The sequence below is a fragment of the Paracoccus alcaliphilus genome (assembly GCF_028553725.1).
GTDB classification, from domain to species: Bacteria; Pseudomonadota; Alphaproteobacteria; order Rhodobacterales; family Rhodobacteraceae; genus Paracoccus; species Paracoccus alcaliphilus.
Map to the genome: position 1 here is coordinate 1,847,279 of NZ_CP067124.1, position 22,812 is coordinate 1,870,090.

Sequence of the window (22,812 nt, forward strand, 5' to 3'; positions counted from 1 at the left end):
GGACGGCCTCGTTGACCTTCTCGAGGTACATCCAGCCTCAGCCGATGATCTTGAAATAGGTGAAGTCGGTCTGCCACATCTCGTTCGGGCGCGCGGTCCTGGTGTGGAACTGATCGGCCGTTTTGATCACCGTGTAGGCCAGACTGGTGATCAGGTCATGGGCCTTGAGCAATCGGCAAACCGTGGCTTCCGACACGAAGTATCGCTTCTCGTCGATAAAGCGTACGGCCAGTTCGCGCGGGCTGAGGTCGGTCGCCTCCAACGCCATCTCGACGATCTGGTCAAGGATGGTGTCACCGATGCGGTTCCACACCCGGCTCGGCGCCCATGGTCCATCTTTCAGCGCTTCCGGCCCGCCTTCCCGGTAACGATCATACCAGCGGTAGAACGTCCGACGGGCGATACCAAGCTGGTCCAGCGTTCGCTTGACGGCCAGATGCGACTGTTCGACGATCCGGATGATCTCGAGCTTATCGGATGCAGGATACCTCATTCCCCGTCGCCCCCATCCGTGATCATGCTTTTTACGCAGGCGGTTTTCCAGCGTCAGATCGGCAACGCATTCCTTCAGGTTCCGAGCTTCACGGCGTAGATCCTGTACCTCGTCGGTAGTCGCAGCCCGTGCCGTATCACCAGCCAGGCGGCGCTTGCCGTTCGGCGTCGCCTCCAACCGGTGGCGGCCCACGCCTCACTCCATGAACTCTTTCGACCAAGTATAATACAGGCTCTGCGCGAGAGCTTCTTCTCGTTCATGATCATGCCTTTGCGCTCCAGCATGATGCCCACGCGCCGATAGCCGAAACGGCGACGCTGCTCGGCGATCTTGTGCATCTCCTCACGGATCTCCGGGGTCTCGGGCGGCCGCCTGCGCCGCGCCGTCTTCGGATCGCCACCGATCAGAACGCAGGCGCGACGTTGAGAGATCGCCGTCGCCCGGTCTCTCGAACCCGTGGCGTTCCCGGGCTCCGTCCCTCATCGCCCGCAGCACCGCGTCCCGCCGTTGCACCAGCGTCGTCAGGGCTTTCCCGGCAAATCCTTCAGCACCACGTTGTCAAGCATGGCACCGGCCAGCAGGCGCTTGAGCTTCGCATTCTTGTCCTCAAGCTGCTTCAGCCGCTTGGCGTCGGACAGCTCCACCCCGCCATACTTGGCCTTCAGCTTGTAAAACGTAGCAGGACTCAGCCCATGCTTCCGGCAAAGCTCGGACGTGGGCAAACCAGCCTCCTGCTCCCTGATCATCCCGATAATCTGTTGATCGGGCCATACGCGGCCCCACTGGGGCCACGGTCCCCTCTTCATCGGTAGAACGGCTCTTCCTCATCTCGTCTGCTCCTTCAGATTGGGCAGACTCTACATCACGGCGAAGGAACTTCCGGGGGGCAGGACAATCGCAGACAGGTCGTCGTATCGATCGGCCCTCTAACTGGGACAGGACGCGCGCTTAACCCTACAGCACCGCGCCGATCCGCCAAGGCACGAATTCCGCATCGCCATAGCCGAACTCTTCGGACTTGGTCCGCGCGCCTGATGCTGTATCCAGAAGCCTGTGATAGATCTCCTGTCCCATCTCGGGCAGCGAAATCGCGCCTTCAACGACTTTGCCGCAATCGATATCCATATCCGCCTGCATCGTCCGCCACAGTGCCGAATTTGACGCCAGTTTCAGCGAAGGCGCAGGATGGGCACCAAAGCATGACCCCCGCCCCGTGGTAAATGCGATCAGGTTCGCACCCGATGCCACCTGTCCCGTCGCGGCCACCGGATCATAGCCGGGGCTGTCCATGTAGACGAAACCGGCCGTGGTGATCGGCTGGGCATAACCGTAAACCCCCGCGAGCGGTGCAAGGCCGCCCTTGGCCACCGCACCAAGCGATTTTTCCAGAATGGTGGTGATCCCGCCGCGCTTGTTGCCGGGGCTGGGATTGTTGTCCAGACTGGCTCCATTCTGGCTGGTATAGCGTTCCCACCATGTGATCATTGCGCGCAGCCGATCACCATCGGTATCGCTTGCACGGGCGATCAGCAGATGTTCGGCGCCGTAAATCTCGGGCGTTTCGGAGAGGATCGTGGTCCCCCCACCCGCGACCAGCAGGTCCGAGGCAACGCCAAGCGCCGGGTTCGCTGTAATCCCCGAAAACCCGTCTGAGCCGCCGCATTGCATGCCAAGCGTCAACCCGGACACCGGAACGGTGCGGCGGGTGTCGCGGTTCGCGGCCTCGGCGATGACTTCCAGAATCTCCATCGAGCGGGCCACCGCCGCAGCCGAACCGCCGACGTCCTGAATGTTGAAACTGGCATGGCGTTCCCGGGTCCAGTCATCGCGCTGATACAACGTTAGCTGGTTCACCTCGCAGCCCAGACCGACCAGTATGACGCCGCCGAAATTGACGTGGTCGCGATAGCCTTTCAGCACGCGAACCAGCAACTCGAACCCCTCGCCGCCGGTGGCGATGCCGCAGCCCTGATCGTGAACGATGGGCACGAAGCCATCGACATTGAGGAAACGCGGCAAAAGGCGCTCATTCGCGGCCCGCGCAATCGCGTTGCACACGGTCGAAGAACAATTGACTGAGGCAATGATCCCGATAAAATTCCGCGTCCCGACACGACCATCCTTGCGCAGGAAACCTTCGAAACTGCGGCGTTCCGGCGGGGGCGGCAGCTGGCCTCGGCTTTGCGCCGGGCCAAGGCCATGCGGACTCATCCCGGCATTCTGGGTGTGGACATGTTCGCCTGCGCGGATCTGTGCCGTCGCCTGCCCCATAACCTGCCCATATTTGACGATGGCATCGCCAACAGCATGGTCGCGCAGGGCGAACTTATGTCCGGCGGGGATGTCGGTCACCAGCGTCACGCCACGCTGCGTGTCGCCCGCATTCAGCGCATTCAGCGCAATGCCGACGCTGTCGGTGTCGCCCAGAAGAAGGGCGGAAGGAGACTGGCTCATGGCGCGATATCCTTGGCGCTTTGGCTGATGGCGTGAAGTTTCGGAGCCTGATCGGGTGACAGCCCGGCCCAGGCCAGAAAGGCGGTGATACGGTGATCGACCTTGGAGGCATGGTTTTGCGCGATATCCGACAGGCGGTGGTCCAGAAACGGATTGTCGAGCCGTTCCAGCGTCACGGCCAGATAGTCGCGGGCCTGATCGCCCATGCCGCACAGGGCGAAACCGGGCAGAACCTCAGTTTCCATGATATCCAACAGGGCTTTGCGCAGGGGGCCGGAAATGGCTTCCCTAACATAGGTCTCCTGCTGGCCCGCGCGTAGCCACAGGTCGATCAGAGTGCTGTGACCAAGGTTCAGGATATGCAGCTTCAGCCGCTGAACAGGTTCCAGGTCGGGGACAATCTGAATGGCCGGATGGATGACGGGCAGGACCAGACCGGGCTGTGCCTCGATGGCCCACAGGCCATAGGGCTCAGCCACAGCACCCGCCGGGCGGATTTCTTCCGAGACGATGCGGTCAACCAGCGAGTTCGCCCAGATATGGGCGTCCAGAAACGCGGGATCGAAACCTTGCGCGACCGCCATGTCGCGGACACGCGCGCGCAGCTTGTCACCATTACCGGGCACGAGTTCCGTCGGCAGCACGACCAGCGGGCCGCCCCCGGCAAGGTGGCGGGCGCGCATCAGGTAAAACAGCTTGGCTGGATAGCTTTGCGCGGGATCAGGACTGGGCAGATCATCGGCGGGCTGCGGGTCAAAACCGCGATCTGCGGTGTTCGAGATGATCCAGCGCGCCTCCTGCACGAAAATCCGCTCCAGTTCCGCATAATCGCCGTCATAGCCAAGGCCGCGCCTGACCACCCCGACCCGCTCCTCGCGATCGACCGGTTGGCCGTTCTCAAGGCCGCGCACGTGGACCGGATAGCCACCCTGCGCCGACAGCGCATCCAGCCTGCTGCGCCGCGTGGGATCGGATGTCGATTGCACCACCGTCACCGCAGGCGCATCGCCAAGGGGCGTGCCGGTCTGAAAATAGGCAAGGGCGTGGGCTTGCAGAAAGCGGCTGGTGCCGAACTGGATGATGGGGGTCTGCATGGCGGTTCCTATGGGATTGCTCCGCCCTGCGAGGGGCGGGGCGATTGGCATCAGGCTTCGATCAGCGCAATCATGCGTTCCAGCCGCTGCATCGCCAGCCAGCCGTCGCGGATCTGGGGTGCCACATCGCTTTCGCCGCGCATGGTCGCCGCGACATCCAGCAGCAGGGCGTGATAGCCCTTGTGGTCTTCGTTCGCGGCTGCTGTGAAATTCGGCGTCCAGACAAGGCTGTCGCAGGCCGGATCCAGCACCGCCTTGGGATCATCCGCCTTGAAGGGCGGGTTGCGGTGCCAGGCGACGTTGATGATGTTTTCGACTTCGACCCGGTTATGGTCGCCCATGATCTGGACATATTCCATCGGCGTGCCGCGCGACTGAACGGTGCCCATGATGATATTGCCGATCACACCGTTTTCGCATTCGAAGTTCATGTGCAGCAGCATCTTGCCCTTATCCGGGACATTCTTGCGCAGCCGTAGATCGGCGAATTCCGAACCCGCGAACCACGTGATCAGATCCATGTAATGGACGCAGTGGTGCAGGTAGAATCCGGTATAATCGACTTCGCCCGTGAAATAGGTGGGCGCGGTCATATAGCTGCCGTGGATGCCCAGAATCTGCCCGAAATCGCCACCGTCCAGGATGTTCTTCGCGATCTTGTTGCCGGTCGAATAGCGTTTCATGAAGCCGACAGTGACGGGCACCTTTGCAGCCTCGGACGCCAGCATCAGTTCCTTGGCCTGCGCGGCAGTTGCCGCGGGGGGCTTTTCCATGAAGACGGGCAGGCCGCGGCGCATCGCCGACAAGGTGGCGCGGAAATGGATATCCGGGCCGACCGCCATGCCGACCGCGTCGATATCGGCATTGGCGATCATGTCGTCGTAATCCGAATAGACCGCCTTGGCGCCGAACTGGCGCGCGGCATTCTGCGCGGATGCCTCGTCGCGGTCACAAACAGCGGCGATTTCAAAGCCGCTGCGTGCCAGTTGCGGCATCAGCATCCAGGTTGCATGGCGGCCGCAGCCAATCCAGCCGATCTTGATCGTCATCAGTGATTAACCTCTGCAAAGACAAGCGCCGAACGGATCAGGGCCAGACCCGCGCGCAGCTTGTCGTCTTCGTCTTCGTGGGGCGCGCGCCAATGCGCGATGGGCAGGGCGACGCGGTCATCTTCGCGGCGGAAGGGTTCCAGCGACACCGGGCCCTGATAGCCGACCTGATGCAGGGCGCGCATGATCGCAGTCCAGTCCATATTGCCGGTGCCGGGGAAACCGCGATGGTTTTCGTTGGCCTGGAAATGCACCAGACGGTCGCCCGCAGCACGGATCGCATCGGTGATCGAACGTTCCTCCATATTCATGTGGAAGGTGTCCAGCATTACGCCAAGACCCGGATTGTTCACCGCATCGACGATTTCATTCGCCTGCGCCGTGGTGTTGACGATATCGGTTTCAAAGCGGTTCAGCGGCTCCAGCCCGAACACCTGGCCAGCGGATGCGGCCAGCGGTGCGACCTCTGCCAGACCGTCGATGGTGCGTTTCGCCCGCGTCGTGATCTGATCGGCGGTCCAAGGGTAAGGTGGACGGCCCGCGAAAACCAAAGGCTCGCCATACAGCGGGCCGCCGATGATTTTTGCACCGATCTTGTCGGCTGCCTCGACGCAGAATTTCAGATAGTCGATGCCGCCTTGGCGGTTCGCCGCGTCCTCGCTGGCGATCGAGCGTTGCAGGTTCACCCGCGCGGCCAGAACCACGTCCAGACCTTCACCTTCGCAGATGCGCCGAACCTCGAGCGGGTCCAGATCGTCCTCGGGCTCGGGGACCAGCAGCTCGATGAAGTCGAAACCCAATTCGCGGGTTTTCTTCAGACAGGGCAGCGCGGCATTGGTAAAGGGCCGGATATATTGCATCGAAATGATGCCAACAGGATTTTTCACGTTTTTCCCTCGGGGATTGGGGCCGCCGTCCTTGCGGGCGGCAGCGAAAACTGGATCAGCCTTTGACGGCGCCTTGGGTCAGCCCGCCGACAAGGCGTCGCTGTACGATCAGGAACAGGATGGTTGCGGGCAGCGCGCCGACGATGCCACCAGCGGTCAGCAGACCCCATTGCACCTGATATTCGCCGATCATCGTCTGCACGGCGACGGTGATCGGACGCACGTTCTGCCCACCAAGCGTCAGCGCATACAGATATTCGTTCCAGGCGGTAATGAAGATATAGATGCCGGTCGCGATGATTCCCGGTGCGCACAGGGGCAGGATCACCTTGCGCATGGCCTGCAGGCGCGAACAGCCATCGGTCATCGCGGCCTCGTCCAGCGATTTTGGGATGCCGTTGATATAGCTGGTCATCATCCAGACCGAGAACGGAATGGCGATGGTCGAGTTCGCGACAATCAGCGCGAAATGCGTATCCAGCAGGCCCAGTTGGCGCATCAGCACGAACAAGGGCAGGATCAGCAGCACCAACGGGAACATGTTGATCAGCAGGAATTGCAGCAACAGCACCTTTTTGAAGCGGAAATCGAACCGCGAAAAGCTGTAGGCCGCCGTCACCGACAGCGTCAGGCCGACAACCACCGTGCCCGCCGCGACGATGAAACTGTCCAGCATGTTGCGGGCAAAGCCGACATTGGCAAACAGGCGTTCGTAGTTGCTCCAGACCAGATCAAAGACCGACGGACCGCGCGTGAACAGCTCGCTTTCCGCGGTCAGCGAGGTCAACAGCATCCACAGATAGGGTCCAAGCGTGAAGGCCAGGATCGCCAGCATCGGCAGATCGACGGTCAGCACCCGGTTCAGCGTCGATTTGCGTCCCAAAGCCATTATTGCACCGCCTTTGCCGAGCGTTTCAGATACAGGATCACGATGCCCAGCAGCATCAGGGTGAAGGTCATCGCCAAGGCCGAGCCATAGCCGAAGTTCAGGTTCGTCCGCGCCTCAAGGAAGGAATAGAGCGGCAGGGTGTAGGTCGAGTAGCCGGGGCCACCGCCGGTCATGACAAAGATCACGTCCATGGAATTCGCCACCCAGATCGTGCGCAGCAGGATCGCGGTGAACAGCACCCCGGAAATACCCGGAAGGGTGATGTGCCAGAACTGCCGCCAGGGCGTCGCGCCATCCAGCGATGCAGCCTCATAATAGCTTTGCGGGATGGATTGCAGGCCGGCCAGAATCATCACGGCGAAGAAGGGAAAGCCCTGCCAGGTCAGTGTCAGGATGATCGCGTAAAGCGCGGTATCGGGGTTTGCCAGCCACGGGATCGAGGTTTCCAGGATGCCGACCCGCAACAGCAGATCGTTCAGGATCCCGTAGTTGGAATCATAGATCCAGACCCACATCAGCGCGATCACCACCGAAGGCAGCGCCCACGGAATGATGATCAGCGCGCGCGCCAGCGGTCGCCAGGGGAATTTCTGGTTCAGAAGCAGAGCAGTCGCCAGACCCAGCAGCGCTTGCGCGGGCACGGTGATGGCGATCCACAGAATCGTGTGGCGCAGCGAGATCCAGAACACCTCGTCCTGAAAGATGTTGAAGTAGTTCTGCAAGCCGACCCAGTCAAAGTTCTTCGGCCGGAACAGGACATAGTTGTGCAGGCTCATCCAGGCGGTCTGGATCATCGGAAAGAACACGATGGCCAGCGTGACAAGAACGGCTGGCGACAACAGGGCCAATGGCATGACCTGCCGCCACAGTGCGGCACGCCTGTCAGAGGAAAGACCCTCTTGCTCGGAGACGGAAGTGATTGTCATCGGGCAAACTCTCTTGGCCCTGCGCGGAAGGATCCGACAGGCGATTTTATTCAGGGGATAGGCCGGGGCTGTGGTTCCCGGCCCGTGGGGATCAGTTCGCGGTGAACAGCTTGGCAATCGCCTCATTCATCTGCAGGGCGGTGATCTGCCCCAGCAAAGCGCGCTGCATGTTGGCGGGCCAGACGGTGTTGACGAATTCAGGCGTGTTCGAAGATGCGGGCAGCAGATGTGCAAAGGGCAACGAGGCCTGCGTCGCCTCGACAAAGCGGGGCTCGTGGCCCTGCCATGCCGCGGCGTCGGATTTTGTCACCGGAAGCTGGCCGGTCGCGGTGTTGAACAGCGCGTTGTTGCCTTCCGTTGACAGGAAGGAAATCCATTTCCACGCTGCTTCCTTGTCCGAAGCGCTCGACAGAACGGCCGTCGATTCATCGCCAAATGTCGTCCAGCGCCCGCCGCCGCATTCCGGTACCGGCACAGCGGCGACCTTGTCACCCAGCACCTCAACCAGATCGTTCGAGGAACCAACATGGTGGATGGTCATCGCGGTCACGCCGGTCTTGAATGCGCCGATGATTTCCTGAAACCCGTCATTCGGAGCCGAGGGCGGAAACACCTTGTCCTTCTGGAACAGGTCGATGACGAATTGCGTGCCCGCGACACCGGCATCCGAGGTCAGGGTATCGTCCAGCGCCACGCCGGTCGCACCAAGCGTGAAGCTGCCCCAGTGTTCATGCCCGGATTTGCCGCCACGGAAGCCGAAGCCATAGGTATCGATCTTGCCGTCGTCATTAGTGTCGCGGGTCAGCTTGATCGCCGCATCGCGGAACTCATCGCAGGTTTGGGGCGGTGCCAGATCCAGTTCGGCGAACATATCGGCGCGATAATAAAGATACAGCGCGACATACTGGACGGGCAGGTAATATTGCTTGCCATCTTCGGCGCGGGTCAGATCAAAGAGGTTCGGCAGAATGTCATCCTTGCCATCCCATGCCGCAATCTGGTCGTCCAGCGGTTCCAGCGCCTCCATCTCCAGCAGACGGGGCAGCGCGAACATCTTCAGCATGGCCGCGTCAGGGGCGTTGCCGCCAACGATCGAGGTATACAGGTTATCGTAATAGCTGTTCCACGGCACGTTCATCGCGTCGATCTTGATACCGGGATTTTCGGCCTCGAATTTCGCGACCAGATCACCCATCGGGTTTTCCGGGTTGTCGAAGTGATACCAGAAGCGCACCGTGCTGTCGGCATTGGCAAGCCCCGGCGCAAGTCCGGCAAGAAGCGCAAGGGCGCTGATCGTTCTTTTCATGTTCTCTCCTCCCTGAATCGAATTGATCTTGGTTTCCGCCTCAGGTGATGTCGCGAAAGGCGTCACCCGCACGGCGGTAGGCATCGACGGATTGCGGCAGCCAAAGGCTCATTTGCATGAAGCCGTGGACGACCCCCGCAATCAGGTCAAAACGGTCCTTGCGCCCAAGCGCGTGCAGGCGTGCGGCCAGCCTTTCGCTGTCGGAACACAAGGGGTCGATTTCGGCGGCGTTCAGATACAACGGCGGCAGGGCCGCCAGCGCCGCATCCGGGGCGTTTGCGGGGGTCAGGCCGGGGTCCGCCAGACGGTCCGCATCGGGTCCGGTATAGAAATCCCAGTAACGTCGCATCTTGTCGCGCGTCAGGCCGGGGCCTTCGGCAATCGCGCGATAGCTGGGGCTGTCGAAATCAGCGTCGTAAACGCCATAGAACAGCAGCCCCGATTGCGGCAGGTCGCGACCGTCCAGCCGCAGCATCATTGCCATGGCCAGATTCGCCCCCGCGCTGTCGCCCGACACCGACCATATCCGGCCCGGCAAGATCCCCTCACGGCCGGCCCAGACCGACAGGCAATCCTCCAGCCCCGCCGGATAGCGATGTTCCGGCGCCAGTCGGTAATCAAAGGTCACGACGGGCGCGCCCGCCGCCTCGGCCAACCAGCGCGCGGCGCCTTCATGGGTCGCGGCGGAACAATAGCTCCAGCCACCGCCATGGACATACAGAATCGCCTGCGCGCCGCTGTCGCCCTGCGGGATATAGACATAGGCGCGGCGACCGTCGGCGGTTTCCACGATCAACTCGCGCGCCATCACCGGGCCGCCACGGTTCCAGCGACGGTTCGAGGCCTCGGCCAAGGCGCGCCCCTCGGCCGGAGGCAGCAACGTCGGGTCGGGCTGCGGACCGTCCTCGGTCGCAAGACGGTCCAGAACGGCGCGCATTTCGGTGGCAAGCAGATCGGACGCGCTCATGATTTCACACGTTCCCCTGCCGCGAAAACTTCCGGGCCAAAATCGACGATGGTGGCAATGTGATGCGACAGGGCCTGCGTCAGCCCTTCGGCATCGCGCGCCTCAAGCGATTCCAGGATCGACAAATGACGGTCGGCAGTATCTTGCAGATTGCGGCTTTCGGGCTCGCTGTTCAGGATCTTGAACCGCTGCGTATGCAGCAGGCAGCGAAACAGCACGGGTTCGACCATAGGGGTCGAGGCAGCTTCGAACAGACGCAGGTGAAAGCCCCGGTCATGTTCCATCAGCGTATATTCATCGCCCTGCAGGGCGGCCAGACGCATCGATTGCATCAGCGTGTCCAGATCGGACAGTAGGGTTTCGTCACGCGATTCGATGACCCGTATCGCCGCACGGCATTCGATATCGCGGCGGATGCGCAGCAATTCCTGCGCGTCATCGGGATTGGCGGGGGCAACATGGGTGTCGCGGCGGGCACGGCGCGTGACCAGACCATCCTCGGACAGACGCATCAACGCCTCGCGAATCGTGCCCTGCGCGCAGTTGAAGCGCTGTGCCAGATCCAGTTCGCGCAAGGCAGCACCGGGCGCCAACGTGCCCAGCACGATATCGCGCCGCAGGGCGTGTTCGGCTGTTTCGCTGCGGCTGCGTTGCCGCCTTGCACCAAGGGTTTCCGCCAGGCTCATCACCACTCCATCACGCGCCATCATTCGCGCTTGCATTATTGATAATCACTGTATTATTGATAATGTCAAGATTATTGATAATGCCAAGGCGCCAGTGTCTCGAACGGTGGTGCGGTCACGGGAGGGGACGATGGCGCAGATCAGCCTGGACAAGATCTTCAAGCGCTATGGCGCGGTGCAGACCATTCACGGCGTCGACCTGGATATCGGGGATGGCGAGTTCGTGGCCTTTGTCGGCCCCTCGGGTTGCGGCAAATCGACGATGCTGCGCATGATCGCGGGCCTGGAAGAAATCAGCGGCGGCCGCCTGACCATCGGCGACAAGCTGGTCAATGACATCGAACCCAAGGGCCGCGACGTGGCCATGGTGTTTCAGGATTACGCGCTTTACCCGCATATGACCGTCGCCCAGAATATCGGCTTCGGGCTGAAGATGCGCGGCGAAGCCCCCGCCACCATCGCCGAAAAAGTCGCCGAGGCCGCACGCATCCTGCAACTGGAAGAACTGCTGGATCGCCGCCCCGGCCAGCTTTCGGGCGGCCAGCGCCAGCGCGTCGCCATGGGCCGTGCCATCGTGCGCAAACCCAAGGTGTTCCTGTTTGACGAACCCCTGTCGAACCTCGATGCCAAGCTGCGCGTCGAAATGCGCACCCAGATCAAACGGCTGCACCGGATGCTGCGGACCACGACGATCTATGTCACCCATGATCAGGTCGAGGCGATGACCCTGGCCGACCGCGTTGTCGTGTTGCGCAAGGGCGAAATCATCCAGCACGGCAAGCCGCTGGATCTGTATGAGCGGCCAAACTGCCGCTTTGTCGCGGAATTCATCGGCTCGCCCCAGATGAATATCCTGTCAGGCCGGGCGGTGTCGTCAGATCGCGGCGCGACAGTCGAATTCGACGGCGGCGCGATCACGCTGCCCCGGCTGGACGCACCATCCGGGGCCGCGATCGAAATCGGGCTTCGCCCCGAACATCTGCAACCCTGCCCCAAGGATCAGGCCGATTTCATCGTCGATGTCGATGTGCTTGAAGAACTGGGCTCGGACACGCTGGCGATCTGTTTTCTGAACGGGCGCGAGCTGACCGTACGCATCCCGGCCGAGGAAAGCCGGAATACGGGCACTCGCCTGCCCCTGCGCTTCGACCGCAAGCATCTGCATCTGTTCGACAGCGCCAGCGGCGCCCGGCTGGATTTCGCGGCATGACCATCCTTTCGGGGTTGCAACCCGGCCCCGTTCTCAGCCCAGTGTAGAAGGCTCGCTGCTGCGATGAACTGGCCGGCCATGAGAATGCACTTGCGGCAGAGGCGATCCGAAAGCTGGCCAACTGCGGGGCGGCAGGCGAGTTGGCGCAAGCCCACAGCCGCGATGACGATGCCCAGAACGAGGGGCGAGCCGATCATCGTGACCGCGCCCTTCGCTTTCGGACATTCGCACTTGCGCCGGCGCAGCGGTTCCGTATAGCCGCCATTCAAGCACAGCGCAGCATTCGCGATTCAAAGCTTTCCAGATTAAACTGGACAACCCTTCGCTCGCAGGATCGCGTTGAATCGATCCCAATCCAGTTTCCCCTGAGCGTTCTTCGCAGCGATCATGGCCTCCTTTTCGGCATGCGCTCGGCACAACCGCAGGACCGCCGCGGCATCTGCTGCAGGAATGCAGATGACGCCATCCCCACCCCCCAGCATCAGATCGTCTGGCGAAACCGCAAGCCCGGCACATGAGACCGGCACGTTCACCTCGCCCGGTCCTTCCTTGGACGGGCCGCGCAGCACCGCGCCTTTGGCGTAGGCAGGTATTGCGCCGTCGGACCATTCGGCCACGTCGCGCAGCGCCCCGTCCAGAACGAAGCCGCCCAGCTTTCGCGCGACAGCGGTGGTCCGCATCAGACCACCGATGACCGCGGTGGACACATCGCCACCGCAGTCGATCACGATGACGTCGCCCGGTTCGGCCATCATCATGGCCAGGTGGATCATCAGGTTGTCGCCGGGCCGCGTGCGCACCGTTACGGCAGGACCGCACATCACCTTGCTCAGATCATTGTGAAACACACTCAGCCCGACTGAACCGGTGTGCCGCCCCATCACGTCCCCCGCATGGCAGACGGGGACCGATGCGAATTCGGCGATCAACTCGGCTGAAAGCGCCGAGACACGCGGGTTCACGCGGAATCCGGATGGCCAGGCTGGGTAGGTTGAAGATGTCATCTGGTTCATGTCACGCGCTCAGCTTGAAAAGGGGATAGGTCGGATCTTCGGAGCGCAGAACGCGAATCACGTCGGCAGCCGCCGTCACTGCCATGCGCACCCGCGTCTCCTGCACGCTGGTGCCCAGATGGGGCGAAAGGGCGACATTCTCCAGTTTCAGGAGGGGGTTGTTCGGATCCACCGGCTCGTCCTCGAACACGTCCAGCCCTGCCGCGCCCAGCTTGCCCGTCGTCAGCGCCTCATAAAGCGCCGCTTCATCCACGATTCCTCGGGCAGAACGTGCAGCCCATCTGACGGGCCGATATCATGGCATCCGGCGCGAGATCGAACGGCTTCTGGCGATGGAGAAGGCCTTGGACGACGCGCCAGATGGCCAGATCTCCCTGACCGATCCCGACGCGCGTACCATGGCAACCCGCGCGCAGCACAGTGGCATGTTGGCTATAATGTTCAAAGTGTTGTCGACGCCGAGACCCATTTGATCGTCACCCACGAGGTCACGAACCAGGGCCATGACCGGGATTTGCTGACGCGAATGGGAAAGAAAGCGAAGGCTGTGTTGGCGCGCGATGATCTGCACATTCTTGCCGACAAGGGCTACTTCAGTGCTCACGAGATTTTGGCCTGCCATGAGGCAGGGATTATCGCCACAGTGCCGCGTTCGGACACATCGGGCAGCAGGGCCAAGGGGCACTTCGTGAAGGCGGACTTCGCTTATGAGCCCGACACCGATATCTATCGCTGCCCGGCGGGACAGGCCCTGACCCATCGCACCACGACTGAGCAGCAGGGTCTGCAAATGCGGCGCTATTGGACCAATTCCTGCAAGGGATGCTCGCTCAAAGACCGTTGCACCACGGGGCACGAGCGCCGGGTCTCACGGTGGGAGCATGAGCACCTTGTCGATGCGTCGAATGCCAGGCGGCGCGGACCAACTGCACCAATGAAGGTTCGTCGTTCAACCGTCGAGCACCCTTTCGGCACCATCAAAGCATGGATGGGGCACAGTCATTTCCTGACGCGAGGTTTGAAAAATGTGGGCACCGAAATGGCGCTCAACGTCCTCGCCTACAATATCAAACGCATGATCTCGCTGATTGGGATCGGAGGACTGATGCGCGCGATCCGAGCCTGATCCGACCGCGCCGACGCCAGATTTGCTGTCAGAAAGCACGTCTGCAAAGCCGTTTCCCGAAATCCGAAGACGGGGCATGAAAATACGGTGCGATCCATCAAACACCGGAGGTCACCTGTCACAGACAAGCGGTTTCCACACAGCCTCCGCCCAGAGCAGCCTTCATTTCATGCTCACATCCTCACACAGAACCAGCTTCCGCCAACTCTGCTTCCTTCACAGCGATCCTGGCCAGTGCCAGCGCTGCATCTCGGTTTGCGGCGGCGGCGATGAAGCGGCCGTTGTGGCAGAAAAGGGCACCCTTGACGCCGGAGGCTTCCTCCAGTGCCATGCCGGTCAGTCCGGCCCATGAGGCTGGCAGGTCGGCGCGTTGCTCGAAGCCATCCTCGGATTTGCGGATGCCGCCGATCACCCAATCACTGCCGCGCGGGCTGATGACGAACCACAGGTGATCCGCGCCGGCCTTTACCACGGTAGGGCGGAAGGGCATGCCCATGGGCAGTTCCAGGATGCAGTTGTCGCCTGCTTTGGCGATGGCCTCAAGGACAATGGCTTCGGCGCGCAGCTTGGCGGCGCTGCGTGCGCTGCGGGCCTCGACGAAGGCGCGGGCGATGGTCAGGGCGGTCTGGAAGGCGCGATCCTCGGCACCCGACGCAGTGTCGTCGAAGACCGGCTTCAGGCTTTCGATCAGGTCAGGCAGAACCATGCCGGACAGCAACGGCCCGGCGCTGGCCGCGCTGGCGCAGCCCGGCAAAGCAGCCGCTCTGGATAGCGAAGCATTACAAACTCTCGTCTCCTGGACCGGAAAGCAGGTTGGCGATTCCCGGACGGAATGCCGCGGAGAGACCTTCCCCTCGAAGGCTGTACGCAATCCCGTCATGCGCGGCTGCCCGGTTTGCCTGCGTGAAGATGCCCTGAACAACAGGAAGAACCCGGCCATCGTCATGGTGATACGGGGCGACTGGCTGCTGCGGGAGGTGGGGATTTGCTGCCGTCACCATTCTCCGCTGATTCCCCTGTGGGAAAACATCAGGCCTGCTGAGCGGTTCGATAGCGCCGGCCATTTGCGTGATCTGGCACCCCGGATCATCGCGGGCGAGCTTGACCGCCCGCTGCGCGCACCTTCGGCATATGATCTCTGGCTCGATCAACGGCTTGAGACGGGCGAGGATTCGTCCTGGCTGGCGGACATGATCTTTTCGTCGCGACAACTATCTGCGGTCTTTTGGGCGGTGTCCAGCTGCGCGATCTGACTTCGGAACCGACAGAACCGGCAGAACGGCAGTCTGCTGCCCAGGCAGCAGAGCTTGAGGTGCTGGCGCGAGGGGAAGCTGCCTTTGGGGCTGCTCTCAAGGAACTCGCAGGTGGGACGGAGGGAAGTCAGATCGCGCCCCAGCGGGCGTTCGGGAAGCTCTATGATGCCTTGAGTACCTATTTGACCGACCCCGGTTTTGAACCGGCTTTCGGGTAGGTGAGATCATCGCGGCCATTCGCAGCGGCAAGCTGCAGATCGGACGTTAAGACGACGTCCCTGGCTATAGATCATTCAAGGTCTTGAAAACCGAGATCGACGGGCTGGCCGGTGATCACCCGCATATCCGTCGTCGCGCCGAGACGCTGCCCAAGGGCCAACTCGCCTCGACCTTTGCCACCGCGATCGGCATCAAATCGAGGGGTTGGTATCCAAGGCTCTTCGAGGCCGGTCATGCCGGTCTTGCTGGGTGCCCCATCCGGTGACCGGCAAGGCGGTCCTCTATGTGACCGACGCGCATATGGCCGCGTTCCACCGGCGCTTTCTCACCCTGCGGCTGATACGAAAAGAGTTCGGCTTGCGGCATCACACATGCGTCACTCGGCTGAGGGCCGCTGAGGTGACGCCTTTCGCGCCTGACGGGCAGGATTTTGGCCCGATCTATGAGCGCAAGGATGTAGAACAGGTGCTGATCGCAGCCCGATCTTAACCGGCAGGGCAGGCCCTGAACTGTGCGCCAAGTCGGTTGAACTGGCACAGACCACGAATCAGCCTGCAGGTGCCAAAACACAAAAAACCAACTTTTGTCGAAAAGTCGGTCTTTGAGTGTCAAACGACAATATTCAAGAATTTCAATGGCAGGGGTTGGGGGACTCGAACCCACGACCCTCGGTTTTGGAGACCGATGCTCTACCAACTGAGCTAAACCCCTGCAACCCGGCCCTGATAGGGTTTGCGCCCGGTGTCGTCAAGCCGGGAAAGGGCGAGTTATCACCCGAGTTATCAGTTTCCCGTTCTGGTCTCGTTCTGTTCACTGTCGCTTCTTCCATGTATGTTTCGCCCTCATGATTTGCCGGTCCACGCCCGCGTATTTGATGATCATCGCCTTTGACGCGTGGTCACCGTAGCTGGCGATCTCGTCGTCGTCGCAGCCCGCCCAAGCCAGCCCCATCACCCCGCGATGCCGCATGGCGTGCTGGTGTTCGGCTTCTGTTAGGTCATGTCGACGACTTTGCGCACCTTGCGGTTCTTACGCATCGGGAGTAAGGCGGGTCAGACAACAGTTCGCGTTTGGCGTGGCCTCGAACCGGTGGCGGCTCACGCCTCACTCCAGAAAATGCCATCCAGAACAAAACGATGATTGGCTGGCTTGCGCCCATTCGGATGCCGGAGACGCGTCAACCGGCGATCTTCCGGACGAAGATGTCATGACGAAAGCCGCATACACCACTGCCAGGTGGAGACATAGGTGAAATCCGAAACCCGGAGCTGGTTCGGCATCTGCGCAACGAAGTTCCGGTTCGCCTTGTCATCCGGGCAAGGCTGTGCGGCATCGGGGGTGGTCGTGATGACCTTCTTTCCCCGGACAACGCCTTGTAGCCCATGACCTTCATCAGGTGCTCGACGGTGCGAGCCGGGTGATGTCGTGGCCGCTGCGGCGCAACGGGTGCCAGACCTTGCGCGCTCCATATCGGCCACGACTGCCATCGAAGGCCTGTTTGATAGCGGGTATGTCCAGCCGATCCTGCCTCGCACGCTTTGAGGCCAGTGGCGGATCACGTTCAACAGCCTTGAAGGCATAAAACGTCGATGGTGCGATCCTTGGAACCCGCCAGACCGGCCCGACACCAAAGACACGACGGTGATCGTCGATGAACGCGATCATTTGCGGAAAGGGGCGGTCAAGCTCCGCCGCCGCGAAATACGCGCTGGCCTTCTTCAGGATCTCGTTGGCTGGCCGAAGTTCCCTGACCTCGCGCTCCGGCTGGTTGGCCGTATCCAGCCCCGACAGCCCCTCTTCGCCGACCGAGAGGCCGATGATCGGAATATCATCCGCCGACACGCCCGCCGCGGCGCCACTATCCTTCAGACAGCTTTCCAGAATGTTGTTGGTGGTACGGGGATAGACGTAATCGGTGTCCAGCAGCGCCCATTTCTTGCCTCCCGGTTCCGCCGTCATGTTTTCGACCGCCGGGATCGCCTGCTGGTTCGGTGCGGCGCCGATAATAGATGACGTTCTTCGAGGATGCCTCGCCCTCGTATTGCACCGGATAGACCATCGGCCCGTTCAGTTCCTCCAGCACCGGCAAGGGATTTGCGCGAAACAGAGACCCATGCACCGACGACCACATCCACATTCATCACCGTCAGCAATCTATGGGCCTTTTCGGCGAACAGCGGCCATTCGGCTGCGGAATCGACCACCACGGCCTTTAGCGGGCGGCCCAGCACGCCACCCTTGGCGTTCTGCTGCGCGACCATCATCAGGACCGTGTCGTTCAGCGTGATTTCCGAAATCGCAATCGTGCAGGACAGGGAAAGATTTCACGCGGTCCGGACAGGGGATGACCGGATCGCGGGCAGGTTGCGCCGGTTCTGCCCATCTGCCGGCAGGATCAGGCCGGGCGCGGCTGCAACCCGCCCTGTTCGACAAGGAAATCGACGACTTCCGCCACGCCCTTGCCGTGACGCAGCGTGGCCATGACCACCGGGCGACTGCCGCGCGACTGCCGCGCGTCGGATTCCAACAGCGCGGCATCCACGCCGACATGGGGCGCAAGGTCGGTCTTGTTGACGACCAGCAGATCGGATCTCGCAAGACCGGGGCCGCGTTTGCGCGGAATGTCCTGACCCGCCGCCGTGTCGATGACATAGATGGTCAGATCCGCCAGTTCCGGCGAAAAGGTCGCGGCCAGATTGTCGCCACCCGATTCGATCAGCACCAGTTCCAGATCGGGGAAGGCCGCGTTCAGATCGGCGATGGCGGCCAGATTGATGCTGGCATCCTCTCGGATGGCGGTATGGGGGCAACCGCCGGTCTCGACGCCCCGGATGCGATCGGCGGGCAGCACCTGCGCGCGCATCAGCGCCTCGGCATCCTCGCGCGTATAGATGTCGTTGGTGATGACCGCCATCGACAGGCGCGGCGCCAGCGCGCGGGCGATCTGTTCGGTCAGCGTGGTCTTGCCGGCGCCGACGGGGCCGCCGATGCCGACGCGCAGGGGGCCGTGATGCGGGCGGTTCTGGCTCATGATCTGAAAATCCTTGTTGTCATCATCTCGTGCCGCATGGCGGCGATATCGGCGCCCCATGTGGCGCTGGCCAGATCGTCAGGACCGGCCTTGCCGGCGCGCATGGCCGTTGCCAGAATATCGGGCTGCAACCCGGCCAGCATCGCCTGACCCGCCACCGGCCCCAGCGGCATGAACCGCACCGCCGCCGAGATCAGCGCCGCCGCCTGCGCCTGAAGGTAATGGCCGATGATTTCCGGCGCGGGCAGGGGCATCTTGCAGCAGGCGCGGCCAAGGGCCACCGGCAGCGCGGCGGGGGGTTGCGCCTGTCCGGTCAGGGCGGCGACATTGGCGGCGAAGGCATGGCCCTGTTCCACCGTCTCGGTCAGGCGCTGCGCGCCGGGGCACATGGCCCGCGCCAGATCGTCCAGCGCGCCATGATCCGCATCCGGGCGCAGCGCCAGCGACAGCAGCACCGCATCGCACCAGCCCGCGCCATGATTCAGCCAGTCGCCCAGCCATTGCGGCAGGTTGGCGGCGGTGACTAGCCCCCGATCTATCGCCCATTCCAACCCTTGCGACCATGCAAAGCCCCCGGTCGGAAAGGCGGGCGACAGATATTGCGCCAGCCTCAGCCGGGCGGCTTCAGGCGTGATCGTGGTGATGGTCATGCGAATGGCCATGCCCGTGGTCATGGCCGAAGGTGCGGCCATGACCATAGGCGCCGCCTTCGGGGTGAAAGGGCATGTCCTTGTGGGTGATTTCGGCGCCAAGCTGGCGCAGCATCGCCTCCAGCACATGATCCTGACGGATGATCAGCAGGTCGGGCTCGATCCGGCAGGGGGTATGGCGGTTGCCGATATGCCATGCCAGCCGGGCCAGATCGCCGCGAATGACCAGCACCGGCTCGGGTGCGGCGCGGATGACGACGCGGCGGCCATCGGACAGTTCGAACGCATCGCCGTCCTCGAGGTTGGTGACCTCGGCCAGATCGACCAGAAAATCGCCACCCGCACAGACCAGCCGTCTGCGGCGCAGCAGGCGGGCATCGTAATCCAGCACCACCTGCCCGTCGAAGGGGCCGGGGGCGTTGCGGATGATGTGATGGCTGTGCGGGATCATGGCGGGCCTTTCAGAACAGGAAATAACGCTGCGCCATCGGCAGCTCTGTGGCGGGTTCGCAGGTCAGCAGTTCGCCATCGGCGCGGACCTCATAGCTTTCGGCATCGACTTCGATCCGCGGCATGGCGTCGTTCAGCACCATGTCCGCCTTGCCGATGCCGCGGGTATTTTCGACCGGGATCAGCGCCTTGCCCAGACCGTCGCCCGCACCGGCCTCCAACCCCGCCTTGCTGACGAACAGGGCCGAGGCGCGGCCGGTATGCCCCCACATCGGGCGGCTGAACATGGGCTGCACCGGGATCGAGCCGTTCGGGTCGCCCATCTGCGCCACGCTGATCTGGCCGCCGACCAGCACCATCTCGGGCTTGACGCCGAAGAAGGCGGGCGACCACAGGACCAGATCGGCGCGCTTGCCGGGCTCGATCGAGCCGATATGGGCCGAGACGCCATGCGCGATGGCCGGGTTGATGGTGTATTTCGCGATATATCGGCGGGCGCGCAGATTGTCGTTCTCGCCGGTCTCGTCAGTCAGCCGCCCGCGCTGGCGGCGCATCTTGTCGGCGGTCTGCCATGTGCGGATGATGACCTCTCCGATCCGGCCCATGGCCTGGCTGTCGGACGAGATCACCGAAAACGCCCCCAGATCGTGCAGGATATCCTCGGCCGCGATGGTCTCGCGCCGGATGCGGGATTCGGCGAAGGCCACATCCTCGGGCACGCGGCGGTCAAGGTGGTGGCAGACCATCAGCATGTCGAGATGTTCCTCGATGGTGTTGCCGGTATAGGGGCGCGTCGGATTGGTGGACGAGGGCAGGACATTGCCCATCCCCACCATGCGAATGATGTCGGGGGCATGGCCGCCGCCCGCGCCCTCGGTGTGATAGGCGTGGATGGTGCGACCGGCGATGGCACCCATCGTATCCTCGACAAAGCCGGATTCGTTCAGCGTGTCGGTATGGATCATCACCTGCACATCTAGCGCATCGGCCACCGTCAGGCAGCAATCGATGGCGGCGGGGGTGGTGCCCCAGTCCTCGTGCAGCTTCAGCGCGCAGGCCCCGGCGCGGACCTGTTCCTCAAGGGGCGCGGCGACCGAGGCGTTGCCCTTGCCCGCGATGCCGATATTCACCGGCAGTTCGGCGCAGGCTTCCATCATCCGAGCGATATGCCACGGGCCGGGGGTGCAGGTGGTGGCCAGCGTGCCATGCGCCGGGCCGGTGCCGCCACCCAGAAGTGTAGTGACCCCGGAATGCAGCGCGTGATCGACCTGCTGCGGACAGATGAAATGGATGTGGCAGTCCATGCCGCCCGGCGTCAGGATGCGGCCCTCGCCGGCGATGATCTCGGTTCCGGGCCCGATGATCAGGGTCACGCCGGGCTGGGTGTCGGGATTGCCCGCCTTGCCGATGCCCGCAATGCGACCGTCGCGCAGACCGACATCGGCCTTGGTGATGCCCTGATGGTCAAAGACCACGACGCCGGTGATGACGGTATCCATCGCCCCGGCCTCGCGGGTGATCTGGCTTTGGCCCATGCCGTCGCGGACGACCTTGCCGCCGCCGAATTTCACCTCTTCGCCGGGGGTGGTCAGGTCGCGTTCGACCTCGATCAGCAGTTCTGTATCGGCCAGCCGGATACGGTCGCCGGTGGTGGGGCCGTAAAGCGCGGCGTAATCGGCGCGAGAGAGTGTCTTGACCATCAGCGGGCCTCCGACAGGCGGGTGAGGATCAGGGCCGAGGGCAGCGGCCGACCGCGGGTGGGCGCTGCAACGCCATTGGTCTGGCGCTTTATGGTGCCGCTCTGCCGGACCGGTGCGTTTCGCGCGACATCGACGAAGCGCCCGCCCGGTGGGGCGGTCGGGCGCTGCCCGGTGGTGCCTTCGGCACCTTGATTCCGGGCGGGCGCTTGGGGGCGATGTTCACATGCCATCACAGCGCCCCCATCACGTTCTTGCGGAAGCCCTGCACCACGCGGTTGCCCGCAAAGGGGATCAGTTGCACCTCGCGCGACTGGCCGGGCTCGAAGCGGACGGCGGTGCCCGCGGGGATGGCCAGCCGCATGCCGCGCGCGGCGGTGCGGTCGAAATCCAGCGCAGGGTTGGTTTCGGCGAAATGATAGTGGCTGCCGACTTGAATCGGACGGTCGCCGGTATTGGCGATCAGCAGGGTGATCGGCGCGCGGCCCTCGTTCAGCACGATGTCGCCGGGGGCGGGAAGGATTTCACCCGGTCTCATTCAGCCCCCCATCGCCAGCGCAAGCCCAGCCAAAGCCGTGCCCCCGCCCAGCCCGCGCAGCAACGTCCCGCGTTGCAGCAGCCTGCCGATGCCGATCCCCGCCAGATGCAGCGCCGTGGTGGCCGTGGCGAAACCGATGGCATAGGCGATCAGCCCCTGCGCCGGGCCTTCGGCCCCATGCGCCCAGCCATGCGCGAAGCCGAAGACCGCAACCCCCGGCACCAGCACCGCCAGCGGCGGGCGCGCGGCCATCGCGACCAACACCCCGAGGATCACGACCGAGGCCAGGATCATCGGCTCGACCCCCGGAAAGGCCAGCCCGGCCCAGCCCGCAAGCCCGCCCGCGATCATGCTGCCGACGAAACTGATGGGCAGCGCCCACAGCCCGCGCCCGCCGATCTGCGCCGCCAGCAGGCCTAGCGCGACCATGGCCAGCAGGTGATCGGCGCCGCCGACCGGATGCGATAGCCCGCCGATGAACTGGCCCTGATCGTGGCCGGGATGGGCCAACGCGATCTGCGGCAGCAGCATGGTGGCGGTGATGATGGCAAGTCGTTTCATTCAGGCCTCGTGACGGATGGGGTGATGGACGGTGACCAGTTTGGTGCCGTCGGGAAAAGTGGCCTCGACCTGCACCGACTCGATCATCTCGGGCACGCCGGACATGCATTGAGCGGCTGTGATCACATGCGCGCCCGCCTGCATCAGATCGGCGACGCTGCGCCCGTCGCGCGCGCCCTCGACGACGAAATCAGTAATCAGGGCGATGGCTTCGGGGTGGTTCAGCCGGACGCCGCGCGCCAGCCGGTTGCGGGCGACCATCGCGGCGAGTGAGACCAGCAGTTTCTCGCGTTCGCGGGGGGTAAGGTTCATC

At 62.9% G+C, this 22,812-nt stretch carries 26 protein-coding genes, 1 tRNA gene, 4 pseudogenes and 1 other annotated feature; of the genes and pseudogenes, 4 read left to right on the plus strand and 27 right to left on the minus strand.

Features of this window, described 5'->3' with window-relative positions; translation table 11 throughout:
- Positions 1 to 40: 40 nt before the first annotated feature.
- From JHW40_RS09435 to JHW40_RS09485, 11 genes and pseudogenes are all read right to left on the minus strand, one after another.
- Positions 41 to 748 (minus strand): annotated as a pseudogene (locus JHW40_RS09435) (helix-turn-helix domain-containing protein); the annotation flags it as partial.
- A pseudogene (locus JHW40_RS09440) lies at positions 730 to 1,299 on the minus strand (transposase); the annotation flags it as partial. The pseudogenes JHW40_RS09440 and JHW40_RS09435, both read right to left, overlap by 19 nt.
- Positions 1,300 to 1,447: 148 nt before the next feature.
- Positions 1,448 to 2,947 carry a UxaA family hydrolase gene (locus tag JHW40_RS09445; RefSeq protein WP_090612627.1) on the minus strand — a complete coding sequence of 500 codons (1,500 nt, stop codon included), beginning with the start codon at positions 2,945 to 2,947 and terminating at the stop codon, positions 1,448 to 1,450.
- Positions 2,944 to 4,041 carry a mannitol dehydrogenase family protein gene (locus tag JHW40_RS09450; protein WP_090612629.1) on the minus strand — a complete coding sequence of 366 codons (1,098 nt, stop codon included), beginning with the start codon at positions 4,039 to 4,041 and terminating at the stop codon, positions 2,944 to 2,946. The genes JHW40_RS09445 and JHW40_RS09450 overlap by 4 nt, the downstream gene beginning before the upstream one ends.
- A 50-nt stretch (positions 4,042 to 4,091) precedes the next feature.
- On the minus strand, positions 4,092 to 5,090 hold the full coding sequence (locus tag JHW40_RS09455; protein WP_090612632.1) for a Gfo/Idh/MocA family protein: 999 nt from the start codon (positions 5,088 to 5,090) through the stop codon (positions 4,092 to 4,094).
- The gene (locus tag JHW40_RS09460; protein ID WP_090612634.1) at positions 5,090 to 5,977 is read right to left on the minus strand and encodes a sugar phosphate isomerase/epimerase family protein; all 888 of its coding nucleotides are present in this window, start codon (positions 5,975 to 5,977) and stop codon (positions 5,090 to 5,092) included. Before JHW40_RS09460 ends, JHW40_RS09455 begins: the two co-directional genes overlap by 1 nt.
- 55 nt (positions 5,978 to 6,032) lie before the next feature.
- Positions 6,033 to 6,866 carry a carbohydrate ABC transporter permease gene (locus JHW40_RS09465; RefSeq protein WP_090612636.1) on the minus strand — a complete coding sequence of 278 codons (834 nt, stop codon included), beginning with the start codon at positions 6,864 to 6,866 and terminating at the stop codon, positions 6,033 to 6,035.
- Complete coding sequence (locus JHW40_RS09470; protein ID WP_090612638.1) at positions 6,866 to 7,792, minus strand: carbohydrate ABC transporter permease; 927 nt, start codon at positions 7,790 to 7,792, stop codon at positions 6,866 to 6,868. Before JHW40_RS09470 ends, JHW40_RS09465 begins: the two co-directional genes overlap by 1 nt.
- Positions 7,793 to 7,883: 91 nt before the next feature.
- Positions 7,884 to 9,098: an ABC transporter substrate-binding protein gene (locus JHW40_RS09475; protein WP_090612641.1), complete on the minus strand. Its 1,215-nt coding sequence runs from the start codon at positions 9,096 to 9,098 to the stop codon at positions 7,884 to 7,886.
- Positions 9,099 to 9,138: 40 nt separating this feature from the next.
- Complete coding sequence (locus JHW40_RS09480; protein WP_090612642.1) at positions 9,139 to 10,065, minus strand: alpha/beta hydrolase; 927 nt, start codon at positions 10,063 to 10,065, stop codon at positions 9,139 to 9,141.
- The gene (locus tag JHW40_RS09485) at positions 10,062 to 10,751 is read right to left on the minus strand and encodes a GntR family transcriptional regulator (protein ID WP_090612645.1); all 690 of its coding nucleotides are present in this window, start codon (positions 10,749 to 10,751) and stop codon (positions 10,062 to 10,064) included. The genes JHW40_RS09480 and JHW40_RS09485 overlap by 4 nt, the downstream gene beginning before the upstream one ends.
- 130 nt (positions 10,752 to 10,881) lie before the next feature.
- On the opposite strand from JHW40_RS09485, the gene JHW40_RS09490 reads away from it, so the two are divergent.
- Positions 10,882 to 11,961 (plus strand): ABC transporter ATP-binding protein, encoded by a 1,080-nt coding sequence (locus JHW40_RS09490; protein WP_090612647.1) that lies wholly within the window; start codon positions 10,882 to 10,884, stop codon positions 11,959 to 11,961.
- 305 nt (positions 11,962 to 12,266) lie between these two features.
- On the opposite strand, the gene JHW40_RS09495 is transcribed toward JHW40_RS09490, so the two are convergent.
- Entirely contained in the window at positions 12,267 to 12,974 is a 708-nt protein-coding gene (locus JHW40_RS09495) for an RraA family protein (protein WP_211657307.1), read from the minus strand.
- Between the two features lies 1 nt (position 12,975).
- Entirely contained in the window at positions 12,976 to 13,227 is a 252-nt protein-coding gene (locus JHW40_RS09500) for an NAD(P)-dependent oxidoreductase (protein WP_244519202.1), read from the minus strand.
- Between the two features lie 7 nt (positions 13,228 to 13,234).
- Between JHW40_RS09500 and JHW40_RS09505 the strand changes: the two are divergent.
- Positions 13,235 to 14,100 (plus strand): annotated as a pseudogene (locus tag JHW40_RS09505) (transposase); the annotation flags it as partial.
- Positions 14,101 to 14,281: 181 nt separating this feature from the next.
- Here JHW40_RS09505 and JHW40_RS09510 read toward each other — a convergent pair.
- Complete coding sequence (locus JHW40_RS09510; RefSeq protein WP_419182435.1) at positions 14,282 to 14,806, minus strand: MYG1 family protein; 525 nt, start codon at positions 14,804 to 14,806, stop codon at positions 14,282 to 14,284.
- On the opposite strand from JHW40_RS09510, the gene JHW40_RS09515 reads away from it, so the two are divergent.
- Entirely contained in the window at positions 14,805 to 15,353 is a 549-nt protein-coding gene (locus JHW40_RS09515; protein ID WP_244519203.1) for a TniQ family protein, read from the plus strand. The two genes, JHW40_RS09510 and JHW40_RS09515, sit on opposite strands and share 2 nt — an antisense overlap.
- A gap of 289 nt (positions 15,354 to 15,642) precedes the next feature.
- Here JHW40_RS09515 and JHW40_RS09520 read toward each other — a convergent pair whose 3' ends face one another.
- Positions 15,643 to 15,807: a hypothetical protein gene (locus JHW40_RS09520; protein ID WP_170851822.1), complete on the minus strand. Its 165-nt coding sequence runs from the start codon at positions 15,805 to 15,807 to the stop codon at positions 15,643 to 15,645.
- Positions 15,808 to 15,833: 26 nt separating this feature from the next.
- Between JHW40_RS09520 and JHW40_RS09525 the strand changes: the two genes are divergently transcribed.
- Complete coding sequence (locus JHW40_RS09525) at positions 15,834 to 16,061, plus strand: hypothetical protein (protein ID WP_090612662.1); 228 nt, start codon at positions 15,834 to 15,836, stop codon at positions 16,059 to 16,061.
- Positions 16,062 to 16,207: 146 nt separating this feature from the next.
- Here JHW40_RS09525 and JHW40_RS09530 read toward each other — a convergent pair.
- The 12 genes and pseudogenes from JHW40_RS09530 to JHW40_RS09585 all read right to left on the minus strand — a co-directional run bounded on the left by JHW40_RS09530 (position 16,208) and on the right by JHW40_RS09585 (position 22,811).
- Positions 16,208 to 16,283: transfer RNA gene (locus JHW40_RS09530), tRNA-Trp, on the minus strand.
- 99 nt (positions 16,284 to 16,382) lie between these two features.
- On the minus strand, positions 16,383 to 16,541 hold the full coding sequence (locus JHW40_RS09535) for a hypothetical protein (protein ID WP_139208163.1): 159 nt from the start codon (positions 16,539 to 16,541) through the stop codon (positions 16,383 to 16,385).
- 423 nt (positions 16,542 to 16,964) lie between these two features.
- The gene (locus JHW40_RS24170; RefSeq protein WP_090612727.1) at positions 16,965 to 17,237 is read right to left on the minus strand and encodes an IS3 family transposase; all 273 of its coding nucleotides are present in this window, start codon (positions 17,235 to 17,237) and stop codon (positions 16,965 to 16,967) included.
- Positions 17,163 to 17,280: a sequence feature (AL1L pseudoknot), on the minus strand. (Overlaps the previous gene by 75 nt.)
- A gap of 59 nt (positions 17,281 to 17,339) precedes the next feature.
- Positions 17,340 to 17,890 (minus strand): annotated as a pseudogene (locus tag JHW40_RS24175) (transporter substrate-binding protein); the annotation flags it as partial.
- Between the two features lie 77 nt (positions 17,891 to 17,967).
- Entirely contained in the window at positions 17,968 to 18,603 is a 636-nt protein-coding gene (gene ureG, locus JHW40_RS09550; RefSeq protein WP_090612664.1) for an urease accessory protein UreG, read from the minus strand.
- The gene (locus JHW40_RS09555) at positions 18,600 to 19,265 is read right to left on the minus strand and encodes an urease accessory protein UreF (protein ID WP_244519204.1); all 666 of its coding nucleotides are present in this window, start codon (positions 19,263 to 19,265) and stop codon (positions 18,600 to 18,602) included. The genes ureG and JHW40_RS09555 overlap by 4 nt, the downstream gene beginning before the upstream one ends.
- The gene (locus JHW40_RS09560; RefSeq protein WP_090612669.1) at positions 19,228 to 19,704 is read right to left on the minus strand and encodes an urease accessory protein UreE; all 477 of its coding nucleotides are present in this window, start codon (positions 19,702 to 19,704) and stop codon (positions 19,228 to 19,230) included. Before JHW40_RS09560 ends, JHW40_RS09555 begins: the two co-directional genes overlap by 38 nt.
- Positions 19,705 to 19,714: 10 nt before the next feature.
- Complete coding sequence (gene ureC, locus JHW40_RS09565; RefSeq protein ID WP_090612671.1) at positions 19,715 to 21,403, minus strand: urease subunit alpha; 1,689 nt, start codon at positions 21,401 to 21,403, stop codon at positions 19,715 to 19,717.
- A complete protein-coding gene (locus JHW40_RS09570; RefSeq protein WP_090612674.1) occupies positions 21,403 to 21,633 on the minus strand; it encodes a hypothetical protein in 231 nt (76 codons plus the stop codon). Before JHW40_RS09570 ends, ureC begins: the two co-directional genes overlap by 1 nt.
- On the minus strand, positions 21,633 to 21,938 hold the full coding sequence (locus JHW40_RS09575; protein WP_090612676.1) for an urease subunit beta: 306 nt from the start codon (positions 21,936 to 21,938) through the stop codon (positions 21,633 to 21,635). The genes JHW40_RS09570 and JHW40_RS09575 overlap by 1 nt, the downstream gene beginning before the upstream one ends.
- Complete coding sequence (locus tag JHW40_RS09580; protein ID WP_090612678.1) at positions 21,939 to 22,499, minus strand: HupE/UreJ family protein; 561 nt, start codon at positions 22,497 to 22,499, stop codon at positions 21,939 to 21,941.
- Positions 22,500 to 22,811, minus strand: coding sequence for an urease subunit gamma (locus tag JHW40_RS09585; protein ID WP_090612681.1), 312 nt, complete (start codon positions 22,809 to 22,811; stop codon positions 22,500 to 22,502).
- Between the last annotated feature and the right edge of the window lies 1 nt (position 22,812).